General features: G+C 68.8%; 15 protein-coding genes. 6 read left to right on the top strand and 9 right to left on the bottom strand.

Annotated elements, in window-relative coordinates; all coding sequences use genetic code 11:
* Nucleotides 1-78 precede the first annotated feature (78 nt).
* Both D8S75_RS15745 and D8S75_RS15740 read right to left on the bottom strand, forming a co-directional pair.
* Nucleotides 79-1,398 carry an O-acetylhomoserine aminocarboxypropyltransferase/cysteine synthase family protein gene (locus D8S75_RS15745; RefSeq protein WP_119967305.1) on the bottom strand — a complete coding sequence of 440 codons (1,320 nt, stop codon included), beginning with the start codon at nt 1,396-1,398 and terminating at the stop codon, nt 79-81.
* A 53-nt stretch (nt 1,399-1,451) separates the two neighbouring features.
* On the bottom strand, nt 1,452-1,967 hold the full coding sequence (locus tag D8S75_RS15740) for a CoA-binding protein (protein WP_119967304.1): 516 nt from the start codon (nt 1,965-1,967) through the stop codon (nt 1,452-1,454).
* Nucleotides 1,968-2,035: 68 nt separating this feature from the next.
* Between D8S75_RS15740 and D8S75_RS15735 the strand changes: the two genes are divergently transcribed.
* On the top strand, nt 2,036-3,376 hold the full coding sequence (locus tag D8S75_RS15735) for an MATE family efflux transporter (protein WP_119967303.1): 1,341 nt from the start codon (nt 2,036-2,038) through the stop codon (nt 3,374-3,376).
* 182 nt (nt 3,377-3,558) lie between these two features.
* Here D8S75_RS15735 and D8S75_RS15730 read toward each other — a convergent pair whose 3' ends face one another.
* From D8S75_RS15730 to D8S75_RS15720, 3 genes are all read right to left on the bottom strand, one after another.
* Nucleotides 3,559-4,551, bottom strand: coding sequence for a porin (locus D8S75_RS15730; protein WP_157982668.1), 993 nt, complete (start codon nt 4,549-4,551; stop codon nt 3,559-3,561).
* Between the two features lie 144 nt (nt 4,552-4,695).
* Nucleotides 4,696-6,903, bottom strand: coding sequence for a protein-disulfide reductase DsbD family protein (locus D8S75_RS15725; protein WP_119967301.1), 2,208 nt, complete (start codon nt 6,901-6,903; stop codon nt 4,696-4,698).
* An 87-nt stretch (nt 6,904-6,990) separates the two neighbouring features.
* Nucleotides 6,991-7,740, bottom strand: a complete 750-nt coding sequence (locus D8S75_RS15720) for an alanyl-tRNA editing protein (RefSeq protein WP_119967300.1) — start codon at nt 7,738-7,740, stop codon at nt 6,991-6,993.
* Nucleotides 7,741-7,797: 57 nt separating this feature from the next.
* Between D8S75_RS15720 and D8S75_RS15715 the strand changes: the two genes are divergently transcribed.
* Genes D8S75_RS15715 through D8S75_RS15695 form a run of 5 tightly spaced genes read left to right on the top strand, consistent with a single transcriptional unit; the run spans nt 7,798 to nt 11,368 of the window.
* Nucleotides 7,798-8,964: an AAA family ATPase gene (locus D8S75_RS15715; RefSeq protein ID WP_119967299.1), complete on the top strand. Its 1,167-nt coding sequence runs from the start codon at nt 7,798-7,800 to the stop codon at nt 8,962-8,964.
* A complete protein-coding gene (locus D8S75_RS17520; protein WP_157982667.1) occupies nt 8,964-9,563 on the top strand; it encodes a hypothetical protein in 600 nt (199 codons plus the stop codon). The genes D8S75_RS15715 and D8S75_RS17520 overlap by 1 nt, the downstream gene beginning before the upstream one ends.
* 48 nt (nt 9,564-9,611) lie before the next feature.
* Nucleotides 9,612-10,124: a DUF1569 domain-containing protein gene (locus D8S75_RS15705; RefSeq protein ID WP_119967350.1), complete on the top strand. Its 513-nt coding sequence runs from the start codon at nt 9,612-9,614 to the stop codon at nt 10,122-10,124.
* A gap of 2 nt (nt 10,125-10,126) precedes the next feature.
* Entirely contained in the window at nt 10,127-10,468 is a 342-nt protein-coding gene (locus D8S75_RS15700) for a hypothetical protein (protein ID WP_232829072.1), read from the top strand.
* Nucleotides 10,469-10,519: 51 nt separating this feature from the next.
* The gene (locus tag D8S75_RS15695) at nt 10,520-11,368 is read left to right on the top strand and encodes a creatininase family protein (protein WP_119967348.1); all 849 of its coding nucleotides are present in this window, start codon (nt 10,520-10,522) and stop codon (nt 11,366-11,368) included.
* Nucleotides 11,369-11,966: 598 nt separating this feature from the next.
* Here D8S75_RS15695 and D8S75_RS15690 read toward each other — a convergent pair.
* The 4 genes from D8S75_RS15690 to D8S75_RS15675 all read right to left on the bottom strand — a co-directional run bounded on the left by D8S75_RS15690 (nt 11,967) and on the right by D8S75_RS15675 (nt 15,260).
* Nucleotides 11,967-12,638, bottom strand: a complete 672-nt coding sequence (locus D8S75_RS15690) for a histidine phosphatase family protein (protein ID WP_119967297.1) — start codon at nt 12,636-12,638, stop codon at nt 11,967-11,969.
* A 71-nt stretch (nt 12,639-12,709) separates the two neighbouring features.
* The gene (locus D8S75_RS15685) at nt 12,710-13,681 is read right to left on the bottom strand and encodes a threonine dehydratase (protein WP_119967296.1); all 972 of its coding nucleotides are present in this window, start codon (nt 13,679-13,681) and stop codon (nt 12,710-12,712) included.
* Between the two features lie 17 nt (nt 13,682-13,698).
* Entirely contained in the window at nt 13,699-14,388 is a 690-nt protein-coding gene (locus D8S75_RS15680) for a VOC family protein (protein ID WP_232829071.1), read from the bottom strand.
* Nucleotides 14,385-15,260 carry a PhzF family phenazine biosynthesis protein gene (locus tag D8S75_RS15675; protein ID WP_119967295.1) on the bottom strand — a complete coding sequence of 292 codons (876 nt, stop codon included), beginning with the start codon at nt 15,258-15,260 and terminating at the stop codon, nt 14,385-14,387. The genes D8S75_RS15680 and D8S75_RS15675 overlap by 4 nt, the downstream gene beginning before the upstream one ends.
* Nucleotides 15,261-15,311 lie beyond the last annotated feature (51 nt).

Genomic DNA, 15,311 nt, shown 5'->3' with positions numbered 1-15,311 from the left:
TCGAGTGGGGCTTTCCGCTGCGTGGTGCGTCGCATCGTCCGGGGCCCATGGCACTGGCACGGCCCAGGGGGTGTTGCTTCATGCCGTGGCGCGGGCCAGTGCCTGGTCGATGTCCCAGAGGATGTCGTCCACGTCCTCGATGCCCACGCTCAGCCGCACCATGTCGGCGCTCACGCCTGCGCGGGCCAGCTCCTCTTCACTGAGCTGGCGGTGCGTGGTCGATGCAGGGTGGATGACCAGCGTCTTGGCGTCGCCGATGTTGGCCAGGTGGCTCAGGAACTCGCAGGCGTCGATGAACTTCTCGCCTGCGGCCGCCCCACCCTCGATGCCGAAGGTGAGGATGCCCGAGGCGCCTGGCGCGCCATCGACGGCGCGGAACTGCTTGTGCGCCAGCGCGTGGTGCGGCGAGCCGGGGAGGCCGGGGTAGTTGACCCAGCGCACCTGGGGGTGGCCTTGCAGGAATTGCGCCACCTTGAGCGCGTTGCGGCAGTGTTCGCGCATGCGCAGATGCAGCGTTTCGGCCCCCTGCAGCAGCAGCCAGGCATTGAGCGGCGAGAGCACGCCGCCGAAGGTGCGGTTGACCTCCATGCGCGCCTTCATGGTGTAGCCGAAGTCGCCGAAGGTCTCGTAGAACTTCACGCCGTGGTAGGCGCGGCTGGGCTCCACCATCTCGGGGAACTTGCCGTTGTCCCAGGGGAACTTGCCGCCTTCCACCACCACGCCGCCCATGGTGGTGCCGTGGCCGCCGATGTACTTGGTGGCGCTGTGCACCACGATGTCGGCGCCCCACTGCAGCGGGTTGCACAGGTAGGGGCTGGCCACGGTGTTGTCGATGACCAGCGGCACGCCATGCGCGTGCGCCACGTCGGCGATCGCCGCGATGTCGAGCACGTTGACCAGCGGGTTGCCGATGGTCTCGCCGTACACGGCGCGCGTGTTCGGGCGCATGGCGCGCGCGAAGTTCGCGGGGTCGGACGGATCAACGAAGGTGGTCTCGATGCCCAGGCGGGAAAAGCCCACGCCGAGCTGTCCCACCGTGCCGCCGTAGAGCGTGCTTGCCGCCACGATGTGGTCGCCGGCCTTCAGGATGGCCAGCAGCGCCGCCATCTGCGCGGCCATGCCACTGGCGCAGGCCAGCGCGGCGCGGCCGCCCTCCAGGTTGGCGATGCGTTCCTCCAGCACCGCGACCGTGGGGTTGCTGATGCGGCTGTAGACGTTGCCGAAGGTCTGCAGGTTGAACAGGCTGCTGGCGTGCTCGGCGTCGTCGAAGACGAAGCTGGTCGTCTGGTGGATGGGCGTGGCGCGCGCGCCGGTCACCGGGTCGGGCTGGGCGCCGGCGTGGATGGCACGGGTGCCGAAGCCGTAGGCGTGGTCGCCGGAAGAAGGGGTGTGGGCCATGATGTATGAGTCAAAAGTGGCTCCAGCGCTTGCTGGTAAAGCGCTTGTAGCTATCAATAAGGGAGCTGACGCAGCCGCTTGGCCGTAATGACGCCGGTGTTCACGCCCATCCAGCCCAGGCCGCCGAACAGGCGTGCGTGCTCGATCTTCACGCAGCGGTTCTGGATGACCTGCAGGCCCGCGTCCTCGGCACGCTGGGCGGCGGCCTCGTTGACCACGCCGAGCTGCAGCCAGAGGCAGCGCGCGCCGATGGCCACGGCCTCCTCGGCCAGCGGCGGGATGTCCTCGCTCTTGCGGAAGCAGTCCACCATGTCGATGCGCCCGCCCTGGCGCGCGATGGCCTGCTCGGCCTCGTGCAGGCTGGCGTGGCAGGGCTCGCCCAGGATGTGGCCGCCTTCGCGCGCCACCACCGGGTTCACCGGCACGATGCGGTAGCCATGCGCCTGCATGTACTTGGCGGCAAAGAAACTGGGGCGGTGCCACTGCGGCGAGAGGCCCACCACCGCGATGGTGCGGCAGCGCGCCAGCACGTCGCGTAGGGTGCTGATGGTGTCGGGGGTGCGGCTCATGCATGCCAGTGTACGCAAGCGCGGGCCGGTGCTACGTGCTCTTTTGTTTGCATATACAATCATTGCATATGCAATCGTTAGACATCATCCGCCTGCAGCAAGGCCCCATCCTCTCCACGCTGGTGCGGCTGTCGCTGCCCAACGTGCTGGCCATGGCGATGACGGTGCTCGTGGGCATCGCCGAGACCTATTACGTGGGCCGGCTGGGCACCACGCCGCTGGCCGCGATGGCCCTGGTGTTCCCGTTCGCCATGCTCACCGGCATGATGTCGGCCGGCGCCATGGGCGGCGGCGTGTCGTCGGCGGTCAGCCGTGCCCTGGGCGCGCTGGATGTGCCGCGCGCCAATGCGCTGGCCTTCCATGCGCTGCTGATCGGCGCGGGCGCGGGGCTGGCCTACAGCCTGGTGTTTCTCGCCGGGGGGCCGCTGTTCTACCGCTGGCTGGGCGGCACGGGCGCGGTGCTGGCCGAGGCCGCGCGCTATTCGGCCGTGCTGTTCAGCGGTGCGCTGCTGGTGTGGCTGAGCAACACCCTGGCCTCCATTCTGCGCGGCACGGGCAACATGCGCGTGCCGTCGATCGCCATCGTCGCGGCGGCGCTGCTGCAGATCGTGCTGGGCGGCGCGCTCGGCCTGGGCTGGGGGCCGGTGCCCTCGTTCGGCATGGTGGGCGTGGCCGTGGGCCACATCATCGCCACGGCCGCGAGCGTGCTGTTCTTCCTGTGGTTCCTGGTGAGCGGCCAGGGGCGGCTCACATTGCGCCTGCGCGGTGTGGCGGTGCAGCGCGCCATGTTCGGCGACATCCTGCGCGTGGGCGCGGTGTCGCTGATCTCGCCCGTGCAGTCGGTGCTGACGGTGCTGGTGGTCACCGGCTTGGTCGCGCACCTGGGCGTGCTGCCGCTGGCGGGCTATTCCATCGGTCAGCGGCTCGAATTCCTGCTGATCCCGGTGGCCTTCGGCATCGGCGTGGCGGCGGTGCCCATGGTGGGCATGGCGGTGGGCGCGGGCGACATCGCGCGGGCGCGGCGCATCGCCTGGACGGCGGCCGGCCTGTCGGCGGCCAACCTGGGGCTCATCGGCCTGGTGGTCACCGTGGCGCCGGACCTCTGGGCGGGACTGTTCAGCGCCGACGAGGAGGTGCTGCGCCATGCGCGCCAGTACCTGCGCGCCGCCGGCCCGGCGTTTCCCTTCTTCGGACTCGGGCTCACGCTGTACTTCGCCGCGCAGGGCTCGGGCAAGGTGCTCGGGCCGGTGCTGGCGGGCAGCGTGCGCTTGCTGCTGGTGGCGGCCATCGGCGCGTGGCTGGCGGGCAGCCAGCAGGGTGCGGGAAGCTATTTCCTGCTCGTCGCGGCCGCCATGGTGCTCTACGGCATCGCCACGGCGGTGGCGGTGAAGTGCACGCGCTGGGGGTGAAGGTCATGGCTCTGTCACGCGCCGGGCGCACCATGGCGGCGGCAGGCGGGCCGCGAGGCACGGGGCACTCTTGGTGGAGGGCTGCGGGTGCATGCGGCGCGGGCCGGCCTTTCATCGCGAGTGAAGGAAAAAGAGCGGCTGTGGAGCCGCTCTTTTTTTGTCCGCGCGGCGGGCCGCCGGCGTCAGAACTTGTGCACCAGGCCCAGGCCGAAGGTGTTGGAGCCGGTCGTGCCCTTGACCACCTTGCCGGCGCTGTCGAGGCCGCCGTAGCCCGCGTAGAGCATGGTGCGCTTGGACAGATAGTAATTGGCGAACAGTTCGTAGGCGGTGGCGCCGTCGCGGGCGGGGTTGGGGTTGTCCGTCACGCGGGCCACCTGGGCGCCCAATACCCAGGCGCCTAAGGGCATGACCACGCCCAGGCCGAAGCCCTTGCCCGTGCTCTTGGACTCATCCTGCGTGTACAGCGCGCTCACCGCGAACGACGGGAAGTCGTAGCGCGCGCCCAGGGCATAGCCGGTGCGGTTGTTGGCGCCTTCGGCCATCTTGCTCTGCACCACGGCGCCCAGGTTCAGCGCGCCGGTCTTGTAGCTGGCGGCCAGCTGGTACGAGGCCTTGCGCGTGTCGGCGGCGCCAGCGGCGGGCGCGGCCTTGTCTTCTTTCAGGATCACCGAGGCGCGGGCCTGGAAGCCGCCCAGATTGGGCGAGGTGTACAGGAACTGGCTGTTGGCGCGCGAGCCGCCCAGGGAGCCATCGGCTTCCAGGCCCAGGTTCTTCAGCGCCGAGGTGGTGTTGGCCGTGCCGTTGAGGTCGAACACGCCCATGGCGCGGTTCTGCGGCGTCGTCATGCGGCCCATGGCGAATTCGCCAAAGCCGCCGCCGAGGCCCAGCCAGGCCGCGCGGTTCCAGGCGCCGCTGGCGCCGCCCGTCAGGGAGCCGTCTTCGATATTCACGCCCTGCTCGAAGTTGAACGATGCCTTCAGGCCGCCGCCCAGGTCTTCCTGGCCGCGCACGCCCCACATGGTGCTTTCCTTGTAGCTGCTCTGCATCTGGGATTTGCCGCCGAAGGCCTTGCCCAGGCCGGCGTCGATACGGCCGTACAGCGAAACATTGGACTGGGCCGAGGCGATGCCCGCGGCCATGCCGAGCACGGCCAGGGCGATCAGGGATTTTTTCATGGGAACATTTCCGGTGGTGTTGAAAAAGCAAGCGCACCGAAACCCTCGCGAGAGAGGGCGCCGATGGCTTGCCGCCATTGCACCAACCGGGTGTGACAGACTGAATACAAGACCCTGCGGGACGCTGGGGGCTTGTCGGCCGGGTCAGAGCGCCGCCAGCGCCGTGCGCAGCTCCGACACGCTGAGGATCTCGCTCATCACCACGGGCACGCGGCCGGGGATGATCAGCACGTACACCGGCACGCCGTTGCGGCCCAGCTCGGCCAGGGCGGCGGTGATGGCGCTGTCGCGGCGCGTCCAGTCGGCGCGCAACAGCGTGACCTCGTTCTTCGCGAAGTCGGCCAGCACGCTGGCATCCTGCAGCGCGTTGCGCTTGTTGTACTGGCAGGTCACGCACCAGGCGGCGGTGAAGTCGATGAACACCGGCTTGCCGGCGGCCGTGAGCTCCTGCACGCGCTGGGCCGACCAGGGCTGCCAGGTGGCGCCGGCGGCCCCGGCGATGGGCATGGGTGCCTCCACGGGCTTGAGCACATTCGGGCCAATGGCGGCCGTCAACCAAGCGCCGAATGCTATCAAAACAGAAGCAACAATGGCGCGCGTGCGGCCGCGCAGCGTGAGCGACCACACCACGCTGCTGGCCGCCACCAGCAGCGCCAGGAGCGCGCCCGCGCCGTCGATGCCGCTTTGCTGGCCCAGCACCCACACCAGCCACACCACGGTGGCGAACATGGGGAAGGCCATGGCGCGGCGGAAGGTGTCCATCCAGGCGCCGGGGCGCGGCAGGGCGCGCGCCACGCCGGGCACCCAGGCGGCCAGCAGGTAGGGCAGGGCCATGCCCACGCCCAGGGCGCCGAACACGGCCAGCGCCTGCGGCGCCGGCATGTCGATGGCGAAGCCCAGCGCCGCGCCCATGAAAGGTGCCGTGCAGGGCGAGGCGATGGCCACGGCCAGCACGCCGGTGAGGAAGGCGTCGCCCGCCGGATGCCGCGCCTGCAGCGTGGCCAGGCGGCCGGGCACGAACTGGCCGAACTCGAACACGCCCGCCAGGTTCAGCCCGATCAGGGTGAACAGCGCCGCCAGCAGCGCCACCACGGCGGGCGACTGCAGCTGGAAGCCCCAGCCGAGCTGCTCGCCCGCCGCGCGCAGGGCCAGCAGCAGGCCGCCCAGCGCCAGGAACGACAGCACCACGCCCACCGTGTAGGCCACGCCGCCCAGGCGCTGCGCGCGCTGGTGGTTGCCGTGGCGCGCAAAGCCCATCACCTTGATGGCCAGCACCGGGAACACGCAGGGCATGAGGTTGAGCAGCAGCCCGCCGACCAGTCCGCCGAGCAGGGCCGCGAGCAGCGAGCCCGTCACCGCCGTGGGGCCGGCGCCCGCCTGGTTGGCTTCGAGCGCGGCCGCCAGCGCGGGCGAGACACCAGCGCCCGGCGCGGCCGGGGCCCATTGGCCGTCGATGGCGGCCACGGTGTGCCAGCCGCGCGGCGTGCCCGGTGGGAGCGGGCTGCCTTGGCCCGGCAGCGGCGCGACCAGCAGCGCCAGTTGCGCCAGGCTCTGGCCGCGGTCGGGCGAGAGCGGCAGGCTGGCCGTCCAGGTGTCGCCCTGCCAGGCCTGCGTCCAGTCCTTGCCGTGCTCGGCGGCGGGGGCCAGCACGGCCGGGGTCTCGGCGAAGACTTCGAGCGATCGGCCGCGCACGCTGTCGGGCAGGCCGCTCACGCTCAGTTGCAGGCGCTCGCCGTCCACGGTGAGGCGGCTCTGGCCCTGCAGCGGCGCGGGCTGGGCCGCCTGGGCCTGGGCAAAGGCGGCACCGTGCATGGCCGTGGAGCCGCGCACCGGCAACTGGAGGATGAAACTGCCTTCCTCGGGGATGCACTCCACGCGGCAGGCCAGCCAGGTGGCGCGCAGGCGGATCTCGACCTGGCCGCTGGCGGGCGCCTTGAAGCCGGCGGGCACCTGCAGCGGCGCGGCCAGCAGCACCTGGCCGTCGTAACCGAAGTTGGCCAGGCGCCCCACGCGGATGCGCTGGGGCACGGGCCAGGCGGTCTCGCCCACGTCCAGGCCGGCGGGTAGCTGCCAGGTCAGCTCGGTGGGCAGGCCGGAATCGCCGGGGTTCTTCCAGTAGGTGTGCCAGTCCTTCTGGTGCGTGAGCTGCAGGCCCAGCCACACGGGCTGGCCCGGGGCCACGCCCTCGGGCGCGTGGGCCAGCAGTTCGGCGCGCACCTGGGGCGTGGTCACCACGCTGCCCGTGGCGGCGGCAGGGTTATTGCTAAATTGGGCGTTGGCGCTTGTCCATCCTGCGGCGGCAGCTATGAAAACAAGAGCGTTGAAAAAACGGTGGAGGCTGGAGCGGGACATGGTCGTCCTGTGGGAGCGCGGCGGCGCGCTTTGGTTCCGGGGCTGTGCGCAGGGGAGGGCCCGCCGTGGCGCAGGCCGTATTGTCGGTCAGGCCACGAAGCCCAGCACCACGCGGCGCGTGGTGGCGCTTTTCTTCTCGACCTTGGTCACGGCCACGGCGCCGATCTCGGCGGTGTGGGCCACGTGCGTGCCGCCGCAGGGCTGCAGGTCGATCAGCGCTCCGCCCTCGGCGCCGATGCGGATGGTGCGGATGCGCCCCGTGCCGCGCGGCGGCTGCACGCTCATGCTCTTGACGAGCTGAGGGTTGGCGTCGAGTTCGGCGTCGCTGATCGACGCCACCGTCACCGGGTGCGTGGCCGCCACCAGCGCGGCCAGCCCGGCGGTGAGCTGCTCCTTGTCGATGGGCTCGGCCGTGGCGAAATCCAGGCGCGCGTAGTCGGGCGTGATCGAGCAGCCGTTGACCAGGTGCGGCACCAGATGGCACAGAAGGTGGCTGGCCGTGTGCAGGCGCATCATGCGGTGGCGGCGTTCGCCGTCGATGCGCGCGGTGACGGCCTGGCCGGGGGCCAGCCGCGCCAGCAGCGCCTCCTGCCCCGGCGCGGGCACATGCAAGATGCCGCCGGTGGGCTGGCCCTCGGCGTCCTTGGCCTTGCGCGTGTCGGCGATGGCGAGCAGGGCGCCATCGTCCAGCACCAGCGCGCCGCTGTCGCCCGCCTGGCCGCCGCCCAGGGGGTAGAACACGGTGCGGTCGAGCTCGATGCCGGCCTCGGACGCGGCGGTGACGCGCGCGCCGCATTCGCGCAGGTAAGCGTCTTGTCGAAAGAGGTCGTGAGTCATGGATCAATGTCGTGCGAATAAGATTGCTGCCTGACCAGATTGCGGTTGGAGATTGCTATGCAGATTACACGCCTGAAGCTAAAAAATTGGCGCAACTTTCGTGAAGCGGACATTCCTCTGGCCGCCCGTACTCATGTCCTTGGCGCAAATGCGTCAGGGAAGTCGAATCTTCTGGACGTTTTTCGCTTCCTCAGAACCGTAGCCCAGACCGACGGCGGTGGCGTACAAAAGGCACTCAAAGATCGTGGCGGTTTGACCAAACTGCGGAGCCTGCATGCTCGCCGTGATCCAGAGGTGCGTATTGAATTGGAACTGATAGATGACAGCGGAGCAACACCAACGCGGTGGCGTTATGTGCTGGGGCTAAAGTCCGAAGGAAAGGGACAGCAACGCGTGTTGGTGTCAGAGGAGCGTGTAGAAAAAAACGGCAGGCTACTGCTCGACCGTCCGAACAATGCGGAAGACGAAGGTGACCCTGAGCGATTGACTCAGACTCATTTGGAGCAAATTGGAAGCAATCTGTCTTTCCGTGCTCTTGCTGAGTTTTTTGCTTCTACAACTTATTTGCATTTGGTGCCGCAGTTGTTGAAACATGGGGATGAGATCGGTGCGCGTATACCTGAGAGCGACCCTTTTGGGCAAGGACTGATGCAGCGCATCGCTCAAACGCCAAGGAAAACGCGAGATGCTCGTTTGAAACGAATTCAAAAGGCCCTTTCGAGTGCCGTACCGTTGTTTTCGGAATTGCGCTTTGAACAGGACCAAGTATCGGGTCTATGGCACCTAGAGGCAAATTTCACGCACTGGCGAGTCCACGGTTCTTGGCAGCGCGAAAACCAGTTGTCGGATGGAACGCTGCGTTTGATTGGATTGCTTTGGGCGCTGCAGGATGCAGGGGGACTCTTGTTATTGGAAGAGCCGGAGCAATCCCTGAACGACGCTATCGTTGCACACATTCCGCTATTGATCGATCGTGTACTGCGTGACCGCAAGCGGCGAGTCTCTTCGCGACAAGTTGTGATTAGCACGCACAGCGATATCTTGCTCCAGAACGTGGATGGTGACAGTCAATCGCTGCTGATCGAGCCAGGAGAGAACGGGTCGACAGTTCGGGAGCCCAGCGAACATGAGCTTGAACAACTGCAGCATGGATTGACTCCCGCAGAAGTGCTACTCCCAAAAACCAGGCCTCAAGGGATTCAGCAGTTGGGGTTGTTGGTGTGATGCGTATCCTTGTCGTCGGCGAGGATGCGTTGTGTTGTGCTTTGGGTGAAAAACTCGTGGCAGCAGCGCTACCGGGATGGTCAATGGCCGGGCCATCGATAGACACCAAGGGTGTCACCAAGCTCATACCGGCACTACCTCGTTATGTAGAGCAAGCTCAGTATGTTCAGCCTGTGTTGTGCATCGCTGACACTGATGGACGATGCGTCAAAGAGTGGCTTCAGATGCATGCCCCAGTGCGCAGCCACAAGAATTTGCTTTTGCGATTGGCAGTTAATGAGGCTGAGAGTTGGCTCTTGGCGGATCAAGAAGGATTTGCGGCTGGGCTGCATGTTGAGAAGCGAAAGCTGCCCCGTCTGCCGGATGAAGTTCTCGATGCAAAGAGCGCCGTTTTGCAAGCGTTGGCGAAATCAAAGCAGAGACAGATTAGAGATGAAGCGGTGTCGCGGACAAATCAAGCACGGCAAGGCCCAGGGTACAACTTGCATTTATGCAATTTTGTTAAGTCCTCTTGGAGCGTTGAGCGAGCAAAACAAAGTTCTCCAAGCTTGGATCGCGCATTTAGACATCTGCAGAGGATGAAAGACGACATTAATTGATGCGCGCATTCCGTGCAGGAAATGGCCCGAAGCCCTACGATGCGCGGCATGAAACGACGCACCCTATTGCAGGCGCCGCTGGCCCTGACTCCTCTCGCAGCCCGGGCCGACCTGCCCAAGGTGGACAGCCTGCAGGACGCGCTGCGCTGGCTCGACCGCGTGGCCGCCGCCAAGGAGGCGCGCGCCATCGGCGCCTGGCCCCTGCCAGCCGTGCTGGAGCACCTGGCGCAAAGCATCGAGATGAGCCTGGACGGCTATCCCCAGCCGCGCGGTGCGCTGTTCCAGAGCACCGTGGGCGCGGCGGCCTTCGCCGTCTTCCAGTGGCGCGGCCGCATGAGCCACGGGCTGGACGAGCCCATCCCCGGCGCGCCCGCGCTGGCCCTGCCGGGCGACCTGGCGGCCTCCACGGCGCGGCTGCGCGCGGCCATCACGCGCTTCGAGGGCCATGGTGGCGCGCTGGCGCCGCACTTTGCCTATGGGCGGCTGGACAAGGCGCAGTACGCCCGGGCGCACGCCTTCCACATCGCCAACCACCAGGACGAAATCGTTCTCCCGGCCTGAGCATGGCGACCGATCCGGCCATCGCGGCCCCCCCACCGTCCCGCGCGCAGCGCGCCTGGACCGGGGTGCTGCGCCATGCGGGCAGCGGGCTGCTGGCCGCCACCGTGGGCCTGGCCATCCTGGCCTGGAGCACTTGGCAAATGCGCTGCGAGAGCTTTGGCTGCACCTTCGTGGGCGTGGTCTGGGTGGTGCTGGCCGGGCTGTGGGCTGCCGTGCTGCTTCTGGGCGTGGTGCTGGCGGCGCTTCAGCGCCGCCGGGGTCTGTGCACGCGCTCCAGCACTTGGGCGCTGGGGCTGCTGCTGGCGCTGGGTGCCGGGCACCTGCTGTATTGGCTGCAGCGCTGACGGCGCTTCGGGGCTGGCCTGCCGTGGCACGCCTGCACTACCATGGCGGCCATGACCGCTGCCGCCTTCTCCCTGCCTTCGCGCTTCTGGGCCGACCTCACCACGCGCGACTTCGCGCAATTGCGGGACAGCCCCCTGGCCGCGCAGGCCGTGGCCGTGCTGCCCGTGGCCGCCATCGAGCAGCACGGGCCGCACCTGCCGTTGAGCGTGGATGCCACGCTGCTGCAGGGCGTGGTCGATGCCGCGCTGCCGCAACTGCCTGCAGATCTGCCCGCGCTGTTCCTGCCGCCGCAGGTGGTGGGCCTGAGCACCGAGCACCTGGCCTATCCCGGCACGCTGTCGCTCGCGCCCGCCACGGTGGTCGCGCTGTGGACCGAGATCGGCGCCTGCGTGGCGCGCGCCGGGGTGCGGAAGCTGCTGCTGCTCAACGGCCACGGCGGTCAGGTCAGCGTGATGGACATCGTGGCGCGCGAGCTGCGCCAGCACCATGGCCTGCTGACCTACAGCAGCAGCTGGTTCAGCCTGCCGCTGCCTGATGCGGTGCAGGCGCTGTTCAGCGCCGAGGAGCACCGTTTCGGCATCCACGCCGGGGAGATCGAGACTTCGATGATGCTGCACCTGGCGCCCGCCACGGTGCGCATGGAGCATGCGCAGGACTTCCGCTCCACCTCGCAGGATCGCGCCGGGCGCTACGCCCTGCTGGGCAACGGCAAGAGCGCCAAGATGGGCTGGGCCATGCAGGACTACCACCCTGCCGGGGCCGTGGGCAATGCGGCCGGGGCGACGGCGGAGAAAGGGCAGGCGGTGGTGGAGGCGGCGGCGGTGCAACTGGCGCTGCTGTTGCAGGAGTTGTGTGCGTTGCCGGTGGGGACGGTGGTGGGGAAGGGTGATTTCTCCTGAATTTGCGGGATTTTGCTTGCTGGTCAAGCGCTGATAGCTATCTTTTTTATAGTTAACGCAGGGCTTTTGCTAAGGGCGGAGGCCGGGATGTCGCCCCGGCGGGCGACTCACTTTTCTTTGCTTCGCCAAAGAAAAGTAAGCAAAAGAAAGGCGACCCTGCTGTCCGTGTCCCCCACGCTGCGCGTGGGGGCAACCTGCGATGCTCGCGCAGGGGGCGCGCCGTGGAACTCGCTACGCGCTGGCGCGCTGCGCTCGAACAACCACGGCGAGTCAGTTGACGAAGCATGCGTGTCCTGCGGCACGCATGCCCACCCCCTGCGCTGCGCTTCTCGGCACGGCCAGAAGGGAACCCATCGAACAGCCCTACGGGCCATCGCTGCGCTCGGCCCCCAAGCGCACCGGCGCAGGTTTGCCCCTTCGCAACGCGCAGGGGTCGCAGACTTGGGGTCGCCTTCTTTTGCCTTCTTTTCTTGGCGAGACAAGAAAAGAAGGTGCCCCGCCGGGGGCACATCCCGGCCTAAGGCCTCAACCAAAGCACAGCCGGTAACTACAAAAACAATAGCTAGAAGCGCTTTACCGTCAGGCGGAGGGACGGAAATCAGGCATGCGTGATCAACCCCGCATGCTGCGCCTCGTTGAGGTGCGGCAAGGTGTTGAAGGTCTGCAGCATCATCCGCTTGGGGTTGACGCTGAACTCCGTCACCGCGCTGTTGCGGATGCGCATGTTCAGCGCGATGGTCACCTCGGGCGCCGTGCCCAGCACCTCGCCGACGGCGGTGGAGATGGGGCCGCCGCTGCTCACCAGCAGCACGTTCTGGCCGGCGTGGTCGTGGCGCACCTTGTCGAGCGCGCCGCGCACGCCGGCCGCGAAATCCTCCCAACTCGGCATGCCCTGCGGGCTGATGACGCCGGCCATCCACTGCGCGATGGCGTCGCACAGCAGGCGGAAGTGGTGGCGGTACAGCTCGGGGGTGTCGGGCTTTTGCAGCGGCTCGGTGTGGATGGCGCGGATCAGCGCGTGGCTGTCGTACTCGTTCAGGCCGGGCAGGGCGATGGGTGCGGGCAGGCCCGGCAGGCCCTCGGCGATGCCTTCGAGCGTCTGCCCGTGGCGGCGCAGCGTGCCCAGCAGCACGGCGTCGAAGCGCTGGCCGCGTTCGCGCCAGTACTCGCCCAGGCGTACCGCCTGCTGGCGGCCCAGGGGGCTGAGCTGGTCGTAGTCGTCCGCGCCAAACGAGGCCTGGCCGTGGCGCACAAGGTAGAGGGTTCCCATGGGCGCGATTGTGGCCAAAGGGCGCCATTGCCGCTTGTCACGCGGGCGACGGGCGCTATCAAAAATGTAGCTCAGTCGCGCGCGCCCAACACCCCGGCGAACACCGGGGCGTCCACGTTGCCGCCGGTCAAGGCCAGGCCCACGGCCTGGCCGGCGAGCCGGTCCTTTTCCTGCAGCGCCGCCGCGAAGGCCGCCGCGCCTGCGCCCTCGGCGACATTGTGCGTGTCGGTGAACAGGTGGCGCATGGCGGCGGCCACTTCCGCGTCGCTGACCTGCACCACATGGTCGAGGTGCGGGCGCAGGATGTCGAGCGCGGCCTGGTCGGCCACGCGGCAGGCCATGCCGTCGGCCAGTTGCGTGGTCACCGGCGCTTCGATCACCCGGCCGGCGGCGATGGAGTCGGCGTAGGTGGTGGCGTGGCGGCTGACCACGCCGACGATGCGCACGCCGTGGCCCAGCGCGCGCTTGGCGGCAATGGCCGAGCAGGCCCCCGAGCCCTGGCCGATGGGCACGTAGGCCACGTCGAGCTGGGGCACGGCGCGCAGGAATTCCCACCAGTAGGTGGCCACGCCGCGCAGCAGGTCGGGGTGGAAGCTGGGCACCATGTGCGCGCCGCGTTCCTGGGCCAGGCGCATGGCATGTTCGCGCGCTTCCTGGAAGTCGTCGCCGTGCTCGATCAGCGTGACGCCCAGGGCGCGCATGGCGGCGTTCTTTTCCACCGAGTTGCCGCGCGGCACGACGATGGTGCAGGCCACGCCGTGGCGGCGCGCGGCCCAGCCCATGCTCTGGCCGTGGTTGCCGCGCGTGGCGCTGACGGCCTCGCGCGGCAGTTGGCCGCGCCGCGCGAGCTGGTCGAAATAGGTCAGCCCGCCCCGGATCTTGAACGCGCCCACGGGCGTATGGTTCTCGTGCTTGAGCCAGCAGTCGGCGCCCAGGCGCTCGCTCAGCAGGCCCCAGCGGTACTGCGGCGTGGGCGCGAAGTCGCGGTACACCACCTCGGCGGCGGCTTCGATGTCGGCAAGGGAGGGGAGGAGGTCGGTCATGGGCTGGTTTTCCGGGTTCAGGACAGGAGGGTGACGGGGCCGCGCGGCGTCGCCAGCGTGGCGGTGATGTGCGGCTGCGGGCCGGGCCCGACGGGCAGCTGCCCCAGTCCGAGCGCCTGGCAGGCGGCGCCCAGCACGGCGGCGTCGGGGTGCTGCAGCGCCAGCGACTGCAGCGTGGCGCCGCTGGCGGGCAGGGTGTCGCAGGGGTGGTGCTCGCCCCATTCGATGAGCGTGGGCAGACAGCCATCGAGCAGGCGCTGGCCGTCGGGGCGCACGGTGATGCGCCATTGCAGCAGACCCTGCGGCGTGGCGCGGCTGGCGCGGAGGATCTCGCCGCGCTCCAGCCCCTGCGCGGCCAGCGCTGCGTGGGCCGCCGCCGCGTCGGGCACGGCGGCCACCCAGTGGATGAGCTGGGGGCCGTGCCGCGCCACCTGTGCCCGCAGGGCCTCGGAATCCATGTCAAACCAGCGTTTGTGGCCCGTGGGTATTGCGGGAATAGCTCCTGGATTGATAGCGATGATTTCCAGGTAGGCGCGCGGGTGGGCGGGGCTGGAGATGTTGAGCAGCCGGTTATGCGTGCCCATGAGCGGGTGCTCGCCCCCCGCCGCCGGGGCCACGCCCAGCGTGCGCTCGCACCAGGCCGCGCCGCTGGCGAGGTCGGCGGCCAGCACCACCAGGTGGTCCACGCAGGGCGCCGGGCTGCTCACAGCCGCACCTCGCCGCGCAGGCAGGTGACGGAACTGCCGCCGATCCAGATCTGCTCGCCATCCTGTTCCACATGCACGCGCCCGGCACGCCCCAGCGCCGTGCCCTGGCTGGCCACGTAGCGCGTGGGCGCCAGGCCCGCGCCGATGAGCCACTGCGCCAGCGCGGCGTTCAGGCTGCCGGTGACCGGGTCTTCGGCCAGGCCGTTGTTGCCGGGGAAGAAGGCGCGCACCTCGAAGGCAATGCCTTCGGCATCGCTCGCGCCCACCACGCCCACCTTGCCGCGCGGGCCCACCACGCCCACGTCCAGGCCGGCCAGCACGGCGGGGTCGGGCTTGAGCGCCAGCACCTGTTCGGCCGAGCGCAGCAGCACGCCGCGCCAGCGCGGCCCGTTGTCGCACCAGGCGTGCTGCAGGATGTCGGCGCGCGCCACGCCCAGGCCGCGCGCGATGCGCTCAACGTCGTCCTCGGCCAGCGGGCCGCTTTGGATCAGCGGCGGCGCGGCGAAAGCCAGGCGCTCGCCGTCCTGGCGCAGCGGCACCAGGCCCACGCCGCATTCCTGCACGATGCGCCCGGGCACCCGGGGCTGGCCGCCCGTGGCGAGCCAGGCGTGGCAGGTGCCCAGCGTGGGGTGGCCGGCAAACGGCAGCTCGCGCCCCGGGCAGAAGATGCGCACGCGGTAATCGGCCCCGGCGGCGCGGCCCTCGGGCGTGGGCGGCAGCACGAAGGTGGCCTCGGAGAGGTTGGTCCAGTTGGTGAACTGCTGCATGGCCTCGGTGGAGAGGCCCTCGCCGTCGAGCACCACGGCCAGCGGGTTGCCGAGGTAGGGCGTGGCGGTGAACACATCGACTTGCTGGAAGGGGCGCTGGCGCATGAAAAACTCCTGTGGTGACAAAGATCAACGGGCACGCCGGGGGCTGGCCTG

The organism is Simplicispira lacusdiani (assembly GCF_003604195.1).
Lineage (GTDB): Bacteria > Pseudomonadota > Gammaproteobacteria > Burkholderiales > Burkholderiaceae_C > Simplicispira > Simplicispira lacusdiani.
Note: the sequence above shows the minus strand (reverse complement) of the source record. Positions and strands in the feature narration are given on the sequence as shown.

Bases quoted from the DNA above. Each gene is read 5' to 3' on its own strand.
- D8S75_RS15745 (WP_119967305.1), bottom strand. From the start codon at position 1,398: ATGGCCCACACCCCTTCTTCCGGCGACCACGCCTACGGCTTCGGCACC.
- D8S75_RS15740 (WP_119967304.1), bottom strand. From the start codon at position 1,967: ATGAGCCGCACCCCCGACACCATCAGCACCCTACGCGACGTGCTGGCG.
- D8S75_RS15735 (WP_119967303.1), top strand. From the start codon at position 2,036: ATGCAATCGTTAGACATCATCCGCCTGCAGCAAGGCCCCATCCTCTCC.
- D8S75_RS15730 (WP_157982668.1), bottom strand. From the start codon at position 4,551: ATGAAAAAATCCCTGATCGCCCTGGCCGTGCTCGGCATGGCCGCGGGC.
- D8S75_RS15725 (WP_119967301.1), bottom strand. From the start codon at position 6,903: ATGTCCCGCTCCAGCCTCCACCGTTTTTTCAACGCTCTTGTTTTCATA.
- D8S75_RS15720 (WP_119967300.1), bottom strand. From the start codon at position 7,740: ATGACTCACGACCTCTTTCGACAAGACGCTTACCTGCGCGAATGCGGC.
- D8S75_RS15715 (WP_119967299.1), top strand. From the start codon at position 7,798: ATGCAGATTACACGCCTGAAGCTAAAAAATTGGCGCAACTTTCGTGAA.
- D8S75_RS17520 (WP_157982667.1), top strand. From the start codon at position 8,964: ATGCGTATCCTTGTCGTCGGCGAGGATGCGTTGTGTTGTGCTTTGGGT.
- D8S75_RS15705 (WP_119967350.1), top strand. From the start codon at position 9,612: ATGAAACGACGCACCCTATTGCAGGCGCCGCTGGCCCTGACTCCTCTC.
- D8S75_RS15700 (WP_232829072.1), top strand. From the start codon at position 10,127: ATGGCGACCGATCCGGCCATCGCGGCCCCCCCACCGTCCCGCGCGCAG.
- D8S75_RS15695 (WP_119967348.1), top strand. From the start codon at position 10,520: ATGACCGCTGCCGCCTTCTCCCTGCCTTCGCGCTTCTGGGCCGACCTC.
- D8S75_RS15690 (WP_119967297.1), bottom strand. From the start codon at position 12,638: ATGGGAACCCTCTACCTTGTGCGCCACGGCCAGGCCTCGTTTGGCGCG.
- D8S75_RS15685 (WP_119967296.1), bottom strand. From the start codon at position 13,681: ATGACCGACCTCCTCCCCTCCCTTGCCGACATCGAAGCCGCCGCCGAG.
- D8S75_RS15675 (WP_119967295.1), bottom strand. From the start codon at position 15,260: ATGCGCCAGCGCCCCTTCCAGCAAGTCGATGTGTTCACCGCCACGCCC.